Genomic DNA, 14,452 nt, shown 5'->3' with positions numbered 1-14,452 from the left:
GTCCCCAAGTGTGTGTTAAGTGGGAAAGGATGTGGAGTTGCACAGACAACCAGGATGTTGGCTTAGAAGCAGCCATCATTGAAAGAGTGCGTAATAGCTCACTGGTCGAGTGACTCTGCGCCGAAAATGTAACGGGGCTAAACACACCACCGAAGCTATGGCTTGATGCTTGCATCAGGGGTAGGGGAGCGTTGTATAAGGGCTGAAGGTGTACCGTAAGGAGCGCTGGACATTATACAAGTGAGAATGCCGGTATGAGTAACGAAAAGATCAGTGAGAATCTGATCCGCCGAAAGCCTAAGGGTTCCTGAGGAAGGCTCGTCCGCTCAGGGTAAGTCGGGACCTAAGGCGAGGCCGAAAGGCGTAGTCGAAGGACAACAGGTCGAAATTCCTGTACCACCGTAAATCGTTACGAGCGATGGGGGGACGCAGTAGGGTAGTGACGCAGACTGATGGATGTCTGTCCAAGCAGTAAGGCTGATGTGTAGGCAAATCCGCACATCGTAAGGCTGAGCTGTGATGGGGAGTGAAAATTACAGTAGCGAAGGTCATGATCTCACACTGCCAAGAAAAGCCTCTAGCCAGATGAAGGTGCCCGTACCGCAAACCGACACAGGTAGGCGAGAAGAGAATTCTAAGGCGCGCGGAAGAACTCTCGTTAAGGAACTCGGCAAAATGACCCCGTAACTTCGGGAGAAGGGGTGCCCCGGTAGTGTGAATAGCACGAGGGGGCCGCAGTGAAAAGGCCCAAGCGACTGTTTAGCAAAAACACAGGTCTGTGCGAAGCCGTAAGGCGAAGTATACGGGCTGACGCCTGCCCGGTGCTGGAAGGTTAAGGGGAGTGGTTAGGAGCAATCCGAAGCTGTGAACCGAAGCCCCAGTAAACGGCGGCCGTAACTATAACGGTCCTAAGGTAGCGAAATTCCTTGTCAGGTAAATTCTGACCCGCACGAATGGCGTAACGACTTGGGCGCTGTCTCAACGAGAGATCCGGTGAAATTTTAATACCTGTGAAGATGCAGGTTACCCGCGACAAGACGGAAAGACCCCATGGAGCTTTACTGCAGCTTGATATTGAATTTGGGTACGATCTGTACAGGATAGGTGGGAGCCTTTGAAGCATGAGCGCCAGCTTGTGTGGAGGCACCGTTGGGATACCACCCTGATCGTATCTAGGTTCTAACCTGGTGCCCTTAGCGGGTACGGGGACAGTGTCAGGTGGGCAGTTTGACTGGGGCGGTCGCCTCCTAAAGAGTAACGGAGGCGCCCAAAGGTTCCCTCAGAATGGTTGGAAATCATTCGAAGAGTGCAAAGGCATAAGGGAGCTTGACTGCGAGACCTACAAGTCGAGCAGGGACGAAAGTCGGGCTTAGTGATCCGGTGGTACCGCATGGAAGGGCCATCGCTCAACGGATAAAAGCTACCCTGGGGATAACAGGCTTATCTCCCCCAAGAGTCCACATCGACGGGGAGGTTTGGCACCTCGATGTCGGCTCATCGCATCCTGGGGCTGAAGTAGGTCCCAAGGGTTGGGCTGTTCGCCCATTAAAGCGGTACGCGAGCTGGGTTCAGAACGTCGTGAGACAGTTCGGTCCCTATCTGTCGTGGGCGTAGGAAATTTGAGAGGAGCTGTCCTTAGTACGAGAGGACCGGGATGGACGTACCGCTGGTGTACCAGTTGTTCCGCCAGGAGCACCGCTGGGTAGCTATGTACGGACGGGATAAGCGCTGAAAGCATCTAAGCGTGAAGCCCCCCTCAAGATGAGATTTCCCAGTATGTAAGACCCCTTGAAGACGACGAGGTAGATAGGCTGGGGGTGGAAGTGCAGCAATGCATGGAGCTGACCAGTACTAATCGGTCGAGGGCTTATCCAATAGCAGGTTTTGAGTCGCGTAAGTTTCGTTTCGAATCTAGTTTTCAGAGAACAACACTCTGAATGACATGAAAATCGGTACATCCCTTAAGGTGTGGTTGGTTTTCAGTTTCATCTGAATGGAAAGAAGTACAACTTCGATCCAATCGCGTTTGGTGGCGATGGCGGAGGGGTTCCACACGTACCCATCCCGAACACGACCGTTAAGCCCTCTAGCGCCGATGGTACTTGGACCGCAGGGTCCTGGGAGAGTAGGACGCCGCCAAGCAGAATCAAAAACACACTTGATCATATCAGGTGTGTTTTTTTGTGCTGCTCATTGATATGTACAATTACGGATACGTACAACCATGAATCTTTACAAACCGCCTAACCCCCTAATGAATCTATTAAGATTCTCTCAGGGGTTAGGTGCAGGGTTTTGAGTCATGATGTTCGGCAAATAAGTAATGCTGGTTTTTTTCAAATCCTATAATAATTAGTGTGTTTGTAAGAGGCTGTTCTCCTCCATTCGGGACCGCTTTCGATTATAGATTGCTATGGTTATAAGAACGAACATCTCAGATAAAGGTACGGACAGCCATACTCCAGTACCGCCCATGAATGATGGTAGGATGATAAGTAAAGCAATCATGATAATCATCTCGCGTGCGGCTGTGATCCAGATAGCCATTTTGGCATTACCAATGGATTGAAAATACGTACTCATCACAAAGTTTACTCCCATGAAAACATAGGCAATGGTGAAGATCCGCAAGCCATAGACAGCGCTATCGGTAACAGTGCTGCTGAAGTTACCAAAGATTTGTACAAAATAAGGCGCCCCGACTTGAACAACGAGAAGTAAAACTACACCGCTAATGAAGGCTGTTTTAACGGCAATGCGCATCGTTTCCTGGATTCGCTCCATTCGCTGTGCCCCATGATAATAACTGATCAGAGGCTGCGCAGCCGAAGCAAGACCAAGGAAAGCTAACAAGACAACCCCATGGATGTAATTTAGAACCGTAAACGAAGCGACACCATTGGTACCTCCAATTCTCTCCATGGAGATATTGTGTGATACCGAAAAGACAGACATGCCAAGTTCGGCCAAGAAGCTGGGAAAACCAATAAGGGCAATCATGCCGAGCAGCTTGGAGCTCCATGTGAACCTTGTAAACGTAAGATTGTTTGTTTTTTTGAAAAAGTGACTGAACAGCACAAGCAGCGCCAGTGCCGCTGATACAATCGTGCCAAGTGCAACCCCACTTACTCCCCACTCCAGCACATATAACGTAATATAGTTGATTACAATATTGGCCACAGCAAAGGTAATCTGAGCATACATCGAGGTGTTTGGATTCCCATCGTTGCGAACAAACACGGATAATGCATTTTCAATCGTAAAGACAAACCCGAACAGTAACATGACATTCATATAGTCGGATGCAGAAGAAAACGTATCGGCGTTCGCTCCAAGCGCGTACACGAGCTTGTCTTTGAACATATAGGCAGTGTACCCGATAGCCATTGTAATCAACAGAATGAGAATAATGGATTTGGTGAACACTTCTTTGGCCCTTTTGTTTTCTTTTCTGCCCATATGATTAGAATATAACTCAGCTCCGCCCATGCCGATCCACAGAGACATGGCTACGAATAGGGTGTAGACAGGAGAAGCAATACCGATCCCTGCCATAGCGGTTGACCCAAGTTTGTGCCCGACCATAATGCCGTCGATAATAAAGTTAAACGCGATGACCAGCATCCCCAGGACAGAAGGCACCAGATAGCTGATAAAAGCTCTACCTACGGTTTGCCTCTCAAGCGGATGCGTCCAATTCGTACTCATAATGACCTCCGGTAGTAAGTTTAAAAGTTTAAAAGTTTAAAGCCATATTTTATACTGAACGTTCGTTCTGTATAATAACATGAGAACAATTCAAATGGCAACTTTTCTGAAATTCACATTGTTTATTTGATAGAGTATGAGAAAGGGCTAGTCAGGGGGGGAAGAATCAAATGAAGCAAAACAAGTATGATGAAGATGCGTTCTTTCAGAATTACAGCAAGATGGAACGTTCCGTTAAAGGGCTGGATGCAGCTGGTGAATGGCATGAGCTGCAGACCTTATTACCTGATCTCAAGGATAAACGAGTGCTTGATTTGGGATGCGGTTTTGGTTGGCATTGCCGATATGCACGCGAACAACAAGCGAATTCAGTCATCGGTATTGATCTATCGGAAAAAATGCTGCAGCGTGCACGCGAACTGACGACTGATCCACAGATTGAGTATCGGCAGATGGCTGTAGAAGATATCCATTTTGAACAAAACCAGTTTGATGTCGTAGTTAGTTCCCTTGCGCTGCATTACATTGAGCATTTACATGATGTGTATCGTAAAATTCATCATTGTCTGGTCTCGGGCGGAACGTTCGTCTTATCTGTTGAACATCCGATTTTCACTGCTCGTGCAGAGCAGGACTGGCATTATGGCGCGCAAGGCGAGAAACTGCACTGGCCTGTGGATCATTACCACGAGGAGGGACAGCGAATTGCCAACTTTTTGAACCATGACGTCGTCAAATACCACCGGACAATGGCAGCATATCTGAATGAATTAATTCGTGCAGGATTCGTTATTGAGCAGATGGCAGAATCGAGACCCTCGCTGGAGATGATAGAGCAGGTTCCAGGTATGTCAGATGAGAATCGAAGACCGATGTTTCTGATGATGGCCGCAATCAAAGGATAAGTAATAGACTATATATACATCATGCAAGGGTTGGAGAATCGGCTTGTTCAGCACATGAACATGCTGATTTTTTATTTTGCTAAAATATAAGAAATACTGTGCGAATTAGGGAACCAAATGACATCGGGATAAGTCCTATTAAGTGAGGTGAACATCAATTGGACTATTCGTTTCTGGCAGAGGCCCAGACTATCGACAATGACACACTTGCCAGCCTAATGGATGATTACGGTAATGATGTGTGGAATTATGCTTATTTTTTAACTAGAAATGCGGAGCAGGCGGATGATTTGTCACAGGAGGTTTTTGTTCGGGCATATACGGGAATTGCTCATTTCCGAGGAGATTGCACAATCAAAACATGGCTGTTGACGATTACAAGAAACACAACGTTTACATACCGAAAATCGAGATTTTTTCGAAGCAGTTTATGGGGAGAGGCATTACCTTTGGTGTCAGATCAGGACCGCTCAGGGTCAAATGAGATGAGGTCGGAGCGATCTTTTCATCCATCTGCCGAGATGGTAGTAATGGGAAGAGCACATATGCACGAAATCTGGGATATCGTTCTGGCGCTGCCGAAGAAGTTTCGGGAGATTCTTTTACTGCATCTGAGGTATGAACTTACAACGGTGGAGATCGCAGACATGTTACGAATCAGCCAAGGAACTGTGAAATCGCGGTTATCCCGGGCTAAGAATAAGGTACGAAGCCAGTGGGAGGAGAGAAGGCAATGAAGCATGAGGATGAGCAGTGGGAAAAAGAAATTCGTAAAGGGCCGTTTGCAGTGTCGCCTTTTACCGAACAGCATAAGAGTAAGGTGCTGCAGCAGGTAGAATGGATGAAGACGGCAGGCAGCAAGGGACAGGAAATGCGCGAAATGAGCCCTTCAGAACCCGCATTGAAACGCTCTGGCTCACGCTCCGATACGTTCAGCGGAGATGGAGGTACAGTCACATATGCAGTTAAAGATACAGCGAAAGTTACATCAAGACATCAACGTCTTAGAAAAAGACGTATCGGCATTCTCGCTGCAGGGTTGAGTGCATTGGTTATAGCAGGCGGGATGTTTATGTGGAGCTGGGACGACGGGCGGCTCGCCAAACCGTTGGTTGCACAGATCAATCCGGCTTCCGCTTTGTTATTTGCCGATCATCTGAATGTGGATATCCTTACGAATCAGATGAAAAAGAATGTTGCGATCACGATGAGAGACGATCTGGGCAAACAGCTGCGCATTACCAAAGTGCAGCATCTATCCGTGTCTGGCAGAATATACATTGAAGCCGGTCAGGAGAAAGAAGAAGATTATGCCCAAATTTGGCTTGATGCCAAAACGGGTGATCTTCGTGAAGTTCAGATGAAAGCCGAGATGCAGCCAGATCAGTTGGAGCATCGGTACCTGCGCCAGATCCCGTCACTTTTGGAGAGCATTCGCAGTGCTCCTTCGCTTAAACCAGTACTCGTTTGGCGGAAGGTAAGCATGGAGCAAGGAGAGACTGTGCCGAAAACACGTACTACACTTGCATTAAAGAACGACAACAGTTTTGGGTATATTGAATGGGAGCAGGATAAGGTCGTATCGTTATCAGGGGAAATTACTTCAGATGAGGTATCTCAGACCGCTTTGGAAGATGCTCGGAAATCGGTGGCTGCTTTATCAGGGAAAACGGATTTAAATTTGGAGAGCATACATCTAACCAAGGATATTAAGCTGGGAGGAGAGATTTTCTTTTTTCGATTTGCCCATAATTACTTTGTTCAAATGACCGAAGGAAAAGGAGGCCTGGGGTACACCGTCCGAGACGCTAATAATTATGAGCCAGTAATCGATGACCCAAAAGAAATGGAGGCTTATCAAGAGAAATTATACAATATAGATGAAGCTGTACTTAGAGAAAAAGCAGGGCCAATCATTAAGAGCATATTTAACATTGATTTGGATGCTTACAAGCTTCATCGGAAAGCCGATGCATTGGGCATTGTAACTTTTGAATTGGAGTCTGCCCGCGACATGTTTAAGGTCGAATATAAAGAAGATGGACGCATCACCATGGTAACGAGAGGGGAAGAGTAAAGTGATTTTGGTGCTCAAATGTTATAAAGTAATTCATGAATAAGCTGAAGTGCACGGAATTACAGGTTAATGCTAAAATGTAACAAGTCATATAACTTACTTTTAGGAACTAAGAAACAATCAGGTACGTACTTTTCAATTCGGAACATAACGTCTAAACTGATACCTAAGCCTTCAATCATCATATAAACAGAGAAATAATACTGGATTTATGTAAAACATATAGAGAAAAGGACGTGGATTAATATGGACGTTACAGTGCAAACGAAGAAAAAAGAAGAAATTCTGCAGGCATTTCAATTTCGGCATGCCACCAAGCTGTTTGATGCGTCACGCAAAATTAGTGAAGAAGACTTCTCGTTCATACTTGAAACGGGCCGCTTATCCCCAAGCTCCATCGGATTTGAGCCATGGAAGTTTCTGATTGTACAAAACCCGGAGTTCCGTCAGCGTCTGTCCGAGGTATCTTCCGGTGCGCAGCGGCAGCTGGCTACAGCCAGTCACTTTATCGTGATCTTGGCTCGTACGGATGCAAGCTATAATTCTCCACATGCAGAGTATATGCTGAAAGAGATTCAGGGTATGCCGGACGACGTATTCAAGCTGACAAGTGAAGCTTATGGCAAATTCCAGAACAATCAAGGTCTGCTTGAAAATGCAAAAACGTTATTTGACTGGGCGTCTAAACAGACGTACATTGCACTCGGCAATATGATGACTGCAGCGGCTCAGATTGGCATCGATTCATGCCCGATTGAGGGTTACAACTATGCAGAGGTACATCGTATTCTGGAAGAGGCAGGACTGCTTGAAGACGGTGCATGGGATGTGTCCGTTATGGCAGCCTTTGGTTACCGTGCAGCAGAGCCGCCTCGTGAGAAATCTCGCCAGTCTGTTGAGCAAATTACACATTGGATCAAATAATTGGGTGATTTCTTTATAGATTGGCGAACCTCGACCCAGATCAAACGGATGAAAAATGAGAGGCCGACTCTTTCCTGAGTCGGTTTGTTTATTTCTGGCGTTTGGCAAAAGGGTAAAAAGGGGGTATAATCGACCCATGGAACCTATACTCATTTTCAAAGCATTATCCAATGAGACACGCAGACAGATTCTGCTGTGGCTAAAAAACCCGGAGCAGCATTTCTCACCGCTTGAGCTGTCCCAGCATCCGGATGGCGGAAAGAGTGGGATCTGTGTAGGCACAATTCAACTAAAGGCAGGACTGGCTCAGTCCGTAATCTCAAGCTATTTGTTGACGATGCTTAAGGCAGGGCTGCTGCTGTCGGAGCGTAGAGGACAATGGACGTACTATCGCCGCAACGAAGAGACGATACAGGCATTTGCCGAGTACGTACAGCACGAGTTATAAGCCGGATGCCGGATCGGAAGTCAGGATGCGACATGCAGCAAGCAGGAAATTCCGTCCGGATGTGAACGGCCAGGTTAAGAGAAATGATCTTTGGAGCACATGGTATATCCGGGAAGCGACACTTTTGTTCATATATATCTATATATCTGGATATACAAAAATATAATTACAGAGGAGTATGAACGTTAATGAATATCGAACATAAAGAACATCAACATAAAGAACATATTACCGACGTCAAACTTTCCGTGCTTGATCTTGCCCCAGTAGTTGTAGGATCAACACCCGCAGATGCACTTCGCAACAGTCTGGAGCTGGCGCAGCATGCCGAGCGCTGGGGATATCATCGCTACTGGGTTGCCGAACATCACAACATGCCGGGCATTGCCTCATCTGCAACTTCAGTCGTGATCGGTCATCTTGCAGGCGGGACGAAAACAATTCGTGTCGGTTCGGGCGGCATTATGCTGCCTAACCATGCCCCGCTTGTGATTGCGGAGCAGTTTGGCACGCTTGAATCGTTGTATCCAGGTCGGATTGACTTAGGATTGGGACGTGCACCTGGTAGTGACCGCCGTACATCACTGGCACTGCGCAAAGATCTGAACAGCGGAGAAGATTTTCCTGAGCTGCTTGCCGAACTGCGGGCTTACTTTGATGCCTCGGCAACGTCTTATCATGCACCAGTGCGGGCTGTACCCGGCGAAGGACTGAACATCCCGCTTTATCTGCTGGGTTCCAGTGATTTCAGTGCACGTCTGGCGGGCCAGCTGGGATTGCCGTTTGCTTTTGCCAGCCATTTCTCGCCAGACTATACGCGGATTGCTCTGGATACCTACCGCAGCAGCTTCCAGCCGTCCGAGAACTTAAAGGAGCCATATGTAATCGTGGGTGTTAACGCCGTGGTAGCTGATACCGATGAAGAAGCCGCATGGCTTGGAACAACGATGCAGCAGCAGTTCCTGAACATTATCCGCGGTACAACCGGACTTGTGCAGCCGCCAGCAGTGATGGACGGCAAGTGGACGGATCGTGAACAAGCTGCTGTAGCCCAGACGCTGAAAGCAGCGGTAAACGGTTCGCCGGAGAAGGTGCGCGGACAGCTTGAATCCTTTATCCGCCAGACACAGGCGGATGAACTGATCATTACGTCGATGATTTATGACCATCCAGCACGCCTGCACTCATACGAGTTGATCGCGCAGTTGGCGGGAAACATATAATAGATTGGCCTGGAGCCGCATGTGAGCAGCATCGGATTGCAGATCAACGGTTCGTCTCCGAGGGAGGCGGGCCGTTTTTTGCGTGGGAAAATTTTCAATAGAATGTTGTGGGGCAGTGGAGTCGTTTTGGGGTAAAATGAGTTTACTTGCCGAATTTGAAACGGGCAAACGGCCCATACGTATAAATCTGAAGTATCGTACATATGTTGGCTTGTACAAGTGAATTGTACCCGTCAGGCAGAAAAGGCGGGATGCAGCTTACTGTATTACCCATCGTAACCGATAAATACGGAAGTGAGATACATAAGAGAGGACGACAAGCCTATGGAGCAGCCTGAGCAGCAGTCCGAGAACCAAACCCGTGTTTGGCCGGATCGATTCAAACGTTTTTTTCTGAATAATAAATTTGTACTGTTTCTATTAATTCTACTGCTGGTTGGACTGAACATAATGGTTCTGACCAAAGTATCGTTTGTATTCCACCCGCTGGCGGTGTTGATCAAAACGATTGTACTACCAATCATTCTGTCTGGCATACTTTATTACCTGCTCAATCCACTTGTGGACGTGATGGAACGATGGAAAATCAAGCGAGGCTGGGGCATTCTCATTCTCTATCTCGCCATTGGCGGGGTGCTGACCGTTGTGGTGCTGGCTGTTATTCCTGTGCTGCGTAACCAGATCATGGGACTCATCGCCAATTTTCCTACCTATAGTGAAACCGTAAGGGATCAATTCGAGGAATTGACAGGCAGTCAGCTGTTCAGTCAGGTACAGGAGACCATCAACATGAACTGGCAGGACTGGTGGGGCACGATCTCCCAGAAAGCAACCGAGATTCTCAACTCCACGTGGACGAAGCTTGGCGGATTCCTCGGTGCGTTTACCGAGACGGTGTTATCCATTGTAACCGTTCCGTTCATCCTGTTCTATCTGCTCAAAGACGGCAAGAAACTGCCGGAGAAAATCTTGTCTTTTCTACCAATCAAAAGCCGTACCGGTGCAATGCATGTCCTGCATGATATCAACCACCAGATCAGCTCATTCATCCGTGGACAGATTATCGTCAGCTTCTGTATCGGTGTGCTGCTCTACATCGGGTATATGATCATCGGTCTGGATTATGCTTTGATTCTTGCGATTATCGCTTCCTTTACAAGTGTGGTTCCGTATCTGGGACCTGCGATTGCCATCACGCCTGCACTGATCGTGGCTCTGGTAACTTCGCCCGTGATGCTGCTGAAGATGATTGCGGTATGGACGATTGTACAGCTGATCGAAGGCAAGTTCATCTCCCCACAGATCATGGGCAAAACGCTTAAAATTCATCCAATTACGATCATCTTTGTCATTCTGACTTCAGGCAATTTGTTCGGGGTGGTGGGTATCCTGCTGGCAGTTCCGGGGTACGCAGTACTCAAAGTGATCGTGTCTCATATTTTCAATCTGTTCAAGGACAAGTCGGGTCTGTATGATCCAAACAAAAACAAATTATTGTAGTGAATAAGGTGAGTAAGGTTGGGAAGCAAGATCAGAAAGCAAGATAAGCATGCTGCTTAAAACAGTTCCCTTACACAACAAGAACCCCCGCCCATTGGCATAACGCCAAGAAGCGGGGGTTCTGTTGGTTTAAACCAGCAGGCATGATGCCTAGCCGTGTTTGATATGCTGGAGCGTTTGCAGGAAAATTTGCTCAATGTGAGCATCATCCAGGGAATAGTACACCGTCTTGCCTTCCTTACGCCGCTTCACAATCCTCATGTTGCGGAGTGACCGCAGCTGATGGGAGATGGCTGACTGGCCCATATCCAGCAGCACGGTCAGATCGTGCACACATAATTCTTTCTGTAACAGTGCATCAATAATACGTAGACGTGTTGGATCACTAAATGCTTTGAACCAATCCGCCATCTCGGAAGAAGTATCCCGATCTATGAGTGAGGTGCGAATGGTTTGCACATCGGCTTCCGTACCTGAGCAGGCATCATCGCAATCATGTGGAGCTTTAACCGGTTGTTCCATTCCTATCACCGCCTATGTTTAACAACTGATAGCTCTATTATATCCAAAAAACGCCTAAAGCGAAATGATTACTATTAGCATATTCTGTATCCAAAATCAACAACTCATGTTGACACTCCCGTTTGGGGGTGCATATAATAGGGTTAATTGAATATATGAATGATTGCTCATGTATTGTATCAAACATAAACTTTATATTAAAGAGTTAAATTATTTGTCACACAAAGTGGAGAAGACGAAAAAAATGATAAAGCGGAGCTGAAAGCTTTTCGGAAGGATAAGCACTTTTAGTTCAACTTTTGACGGACTGCAAAGGGGAGAATTCACATGGGAACCGGACAGGAACAGGTGAAAAGGGAACTGCTGCTGGATGGACTGGATTGTGCAAACTGTGCACTGAAAATTGAAAATGGTGTGAGCAAAATTAAAGGCATTAATGAATGCTCCGTTAATTTTGTGACCAAGACGTTATCTATGTACACCACATCCGATATGGATGAGCAGGTGGTGGAAGAAGCCAAACGTAAGGTGCTCCGCCTGGAACCGCATATCCGTATCTCGGATAAGGGCGGTGCACAAGAAGCCGTGACGAACAGCACGGGCATACATCGGCACAATGATCAGAGCCAAGCTCAAGAACATAGTCACGAACACACTCATGAACATGGACACGATCATGGTCATAACCACAGCCACGCGCACAGTCATGAGGAGAGCGGTCACGCTCATGCCGGCCATTCCCATGAACATGGTGCGGGGCAGACGAAGGTGCTGCTTGCCAGACTGGCTGCTGGCTCTGTGCTGCTTGCTGCAGCCGTCTGGGCACCACTGGGTGATTGGGCGCAGCTTGCCCTTTATGTGGCGGCATATCTTATCGCAGGTGGAGATATCGTGCTTCAGGCGGTCAAAAACATCATTCGCGGACAGGTATTTGATGAATACTTCCTGATGACGGTTGCTACACTCGGTGCTTTTGCCATCGGGGAGTACCCCGAAGGAGTTGCGGTCATGCTGTTCTATCAGCTCGGAGAGCTGTTCCAGGGCATGGCGGTTAACCGCTCACGCAAGTCGATCCAGTCCCTGATGGATATTCGCCCGGATTATGCGAATATTCTTACGGGTACGGGTGACGAGACTCGGCGTGTATCACCAGAAGAGGTCCGCATAGGCGACCGTATCATGGTTAAAGCGGGTGAACGAGTCCCGCTGGACGGGATTGTGAAGGCAGGCCGATCTATGGTGGACACATCAGCGCTGACAGGGGAGTCCGTGCCGAGACAGCTGGAACCTGGAAGTGATGTGCTCAGCGGTTTCGTGAACAAAAACGGCATGTTAACGATTGAGGTTACCAAAACGTTTGGTGAATCAACGGTATCCAAAATTCTCGACCTGGTGCAGAATGCCAGCAGCCGGAAGGCAAAAACAGAACATTTCATCAGCAAATTTGCCCGGTATTATACACCGATTGTGGTCATTCTCGCTGCTCTGATTGCCTTTGTTCCTCCGCTTCTTTTTAGCGGTGCAGCATTTGCCGACTGGATCTATCGTGCACTCGTCTTTCTAGTTATCTCATGTCCTTGTGCACTCGTCGTGTCGATTCCGCTTGGTTTCTTCGGTGGTATTGGCGCAGCTTCACGGAACGGCATTCTGGTTAAAGGCAGTAATTACCTGGAAGCTTTAAATGATGTTAAAGTGGTGGTGTTCGACAAAACGGGCACACTAACCAAAGGTGTTTTCAAGGTCACATCTGTTCAACCCGAAGGCGGACGTACGGAAGAAGAATTGATGAGGCTGGCAGCGATTGCTGAGGCGAACTCCAATCATCCGATTGCTGAATCTATTCGTGCAGCCTGGGGGAAAGATATTCCGTCTCAAGGTGTGGATGGATATGACGAGGCAGCAGGTCACGGGATTAAAGTGAATGTGAATGGTCAGGAAGTGCTTGCTGGCAACGCGAAGCTGATGGAGCAGGCAGGCGTCATGTATACAAAGCCGCAAACCGTCGGAACGGTCGTGCATGTTGCGGAAGCCGGACAATATATCGGTCACCTGATCATTGCCGATGAAGTGAAGGAGGACGCAGCATCTGCCATTCAGGAACTCAAACAGCTGGGCATCCGCAAAACAGTGATGCTGACAGGTGATGCCAAAGCGGTAGGCGAAGCAGTAGCACGTCAGCTTGGCGTAGATGAGGTGTATGCGGAACTGCTGCCGCAGGACAAAGTCGAACGGCTGGAGCAGCTGGAAGCAGCCAAATTTCCGAAGGAAAAAATGATCTTTGTTGGGGACGGCATTAATGATACACCCGTATTGGCACGGGCCGATGTCGGAGTTGCGATGGGCGGACTTGGATCAGACGCGGCAATTGAAGCAGCGGACGTAGTCATCATGACGGATGAACCGTCCAGAATTGCCAGTGCAATTCAGATCGCCAAGCGTACACGCCGGATCGTCTGGCAGAATATCGGATTTGCGCTGGGTGTCAAAGCCGTCTTCCTGCTGCTCGGTGTATTCGGGATCGCCACCATGTGGGAAGCTGTCTTCTCCGATGTGGGCGTTACGGTGCTCGCGGTGTTGAATGCGATGCGGGTGCTTCGGATCAAGGACGTTTAGATTGATGAAACGTACAGCACGGCTCTGCGTATATACGTAGAGCTGTTTTACTATTTTTATGGATATTTGTATGAATGATATCGGTCTGAAAGCTAACGAGAAGAGAAGGAGTGCGAGCATTTTGGCAGGAGCATTATTGGGCATTATATGCGGAGTATGTTATTTCATTTTGGGATTGATGGTGTATAAGAAGCCGCCAAAACAAATTAACGGAATATACGGTTATCGGACACCACGGGCAATGAGCAATTCCACCTTGTGGGAGGAAGCGCAGCGGTACAGTTCGGCATTGATGATGCAGTTCGGGTTTATTATAACGGTTTTTGGTGTCATCGGTTTCTGGCTTACGGATGTGCGCGCGTTGGTATTAAGTCTGATTGCAGTGGGTTTTTATACGATCAGGCTGTTTACCCGGGTAGAAGGACGTTTGAAACAAATGCAGCGAGCGCAGCAGGAGCAGGACAAGCAGTAAAGAAGGTCAGGCAAACCAGGTAGTCCTAGCGGTGAAAGTGAGAAGCATGCGCAGGAAGCA

Annotated in this window: 11 protein-coding genes and 2 rRNA genes (1 of these 13 running past the window's edge); 11 read left to right on the top strand and 2 right to left on the bottom strand. The window is 47.9% G+C overall.

Annotated features, from left to right (window positions below):
- Both ABXS70_RS23075 and rrf read left to right on the top strand, forming a co-directional pair.
- Nucleotides 1-1,875: ribosomal RNA gene (locus tag ABXS70_RS23075) — 23S ribosomal RNA — on the top strand; it begins 1,068 nt to the left of the window's first position.
- Nucleotides 1,876-2,025: 150 nt separating this feature from the next.
- Nucleotides 2,026-2,142: ribosomal RNA gene (gene rrf / locus ABXS70_RS23070) — 5S ribosomal RNA — on the top strand.
- 210 nt (nt 2,143-2,352) lie between these two features.
- On the opposite strand, the gene ABXS70_RS23065 is transcribed toward rrf, so the two are convergent.
- The gene (locus tag ABXS70_RS23065) at nt 2,353-3,708 is read right to left on the bottom strand and encodes an MATE family efflux transporter (RefSeq protein ID WP_366291143.1); all 1,356 of its coding nucleotides are present in this window, start codon (nt 3,706-3,708) and stop codon (nt 2,353-2,355) included.
- A gap of 170 nt (nt 3,709-3,878) precedes the next feature.
- On the opposite strand from ABXS70_RS23065, the gene ABXS70_RS23060 reads away from it, so the two are divergent.
- From ABXS70_RS23060 to ABXS70_RS23030, 7 genes are all read left to right on the top strand, one after another.
- Nucleotides 3,879-4,613 (top strand): class I SAM-dependent methyltransferase, encoded by a 735-nt coding sequence (locus ABXS70_RS23060; protein ID WP_366291140.1) that lies wholly within the window; start codon nt 3,879-3,881, stop codon nt 4,611-4,613.
- Between the two features lie 158 nt (nt 4,614-4,771).
- Entirely contained in the window at nt 4,772-5,350 is a 579-nt protein-coding gene (locus tag ABXS70_RS23055) for an RNA polymerase sigma factor (RefSeq protein WP_342554071.1), read from the top strand.
- Nucleotides 5,347-6,690 (top strand): hypothetical protein, encoded by a 1,344-nt coding sequence (locus ABXS70_RS23050; protein ID WP_366291136.1) that lies wholly within the window; start codon nt 5,347-5,349, stop codon nt 6,688-6,690. Before ABXS70_RS23055 ends, ABXS70_RS23050 begins: the two co-directional genes overlap by 4 nt.
- Nucleotides 6,691-6,936: 246 nt before the next feature.
- Nucleotides 6,937-7,614 (top strand): NAD(P)H-dependent oxidoreductase, encoded by a 678-nt coding sequence (locus ABXS70_RS23045; RefSeq protein ID WP_342554073.1) that lies wholly within the window; start codon nt 6,937-6,939, stop codon nt 7,612-7,614.
- Between the two features lie 136 nt (nt 7,615-7,750).
- Nucleotides 7,751-8,062: a helix-turn-helix transcriptional regulator gene (locus ABXS70_RS23040; protein WP_123066816.1), complete on the top strand. Its 312-nt coding sequence runs from the start codon at nt 7,751-7,753 to the stop codon at nt 8,060-8,062.
- Nucleotides 8,063-8,250: 188 nt separating this feature from the next.
- The gene (locus ABXS70_RS23035; RefSeq protein WP_366291132.1) at nt 8,251-9,285 is read left to right on the top strand and encodes an LLM class flavin-dependent oxidoreductase; all 1,035 of its coding nucleotides are present in this window, start codon (nt 8,251-8,253) and stop codon (nt 9,283-9,285) included.
- A 324-nt stretch (nt 9,286-9,609) separates the two neighbouring features.
- Nucleotides 9,610-10,785, top strand: coding sequence for an AI-2E family transporter (locus tag ABXS70_RS23030; protein ID WP_366291129.1), 1,176 nt, complete (start codon nt 9,610-9,612; stop codon nt 10,783-10,785).
- A 150-nt stretch (nt 10,786-10,935) separates the two neighbouring features.
- Here ABXS70_RS23030 and ABXS70_RS23025 read toward each other — a convergent pair whose 3' ends face one another.
- On the bottom strand, nt 10,936-11,307 hold the full coding sequence (locus ABXS70_RS23025; RefSeq protein WP_342554076.1) for a metalloregulator ArsR/SmtB family transcription factor: 372 nt from the start codon (nt 11,305-11,307) through the stop codon (nt 10,936-10,938).
- Between the two features lie 327 nt (nt 11,308-11,634).
- On the opposite strand from ABXS70_RS23025, the gene ABXS70_RS23020 reads away from it, so the two are divergent.
- Both ABXS70_RS23020 and ABXS70_RS23015 read left to right on the top strand, forming a co-directional pair.
- Nucleotides 11,635-13,920 (top strand): heavy metal translocating P-type ATPase, encoded by a 2,286-nt coding sequence (locus ABXS70_RS23020; RefSeq protein WP_342554077.1) that lies wholly within the window; start codon nt 11,635-11,637, stop codon nt 13,918-13,920.
- Nucleotides 13,921-14,041: 121 nt separating this feature from the next.
- On the top strand, nt 14,042-14,392 hold the full coding sequence (locus ABXS70_RS23015; RefSeq protein WP_342554078.1) for an SdpI family protein: 351 nt from the start codon (nt 14,042-14,044) through the stop codon (nt 14,390-14,392).
- Nucleotides 14,393-14,452 lie beyond the last annotated feature (60 nt).

The sequence above is a fragment of the Paenibacillus sp. AN1007 genome, from assembly GCF_040702995.1.
Lineage (GTDB): Bacteria > Bacillota > Bacilli > Paenibacillales > Paenibacillaceae > Paenibacillus.
This window is presented reverse-complemented; position numbering and strand designations above follow the sequence as displayed.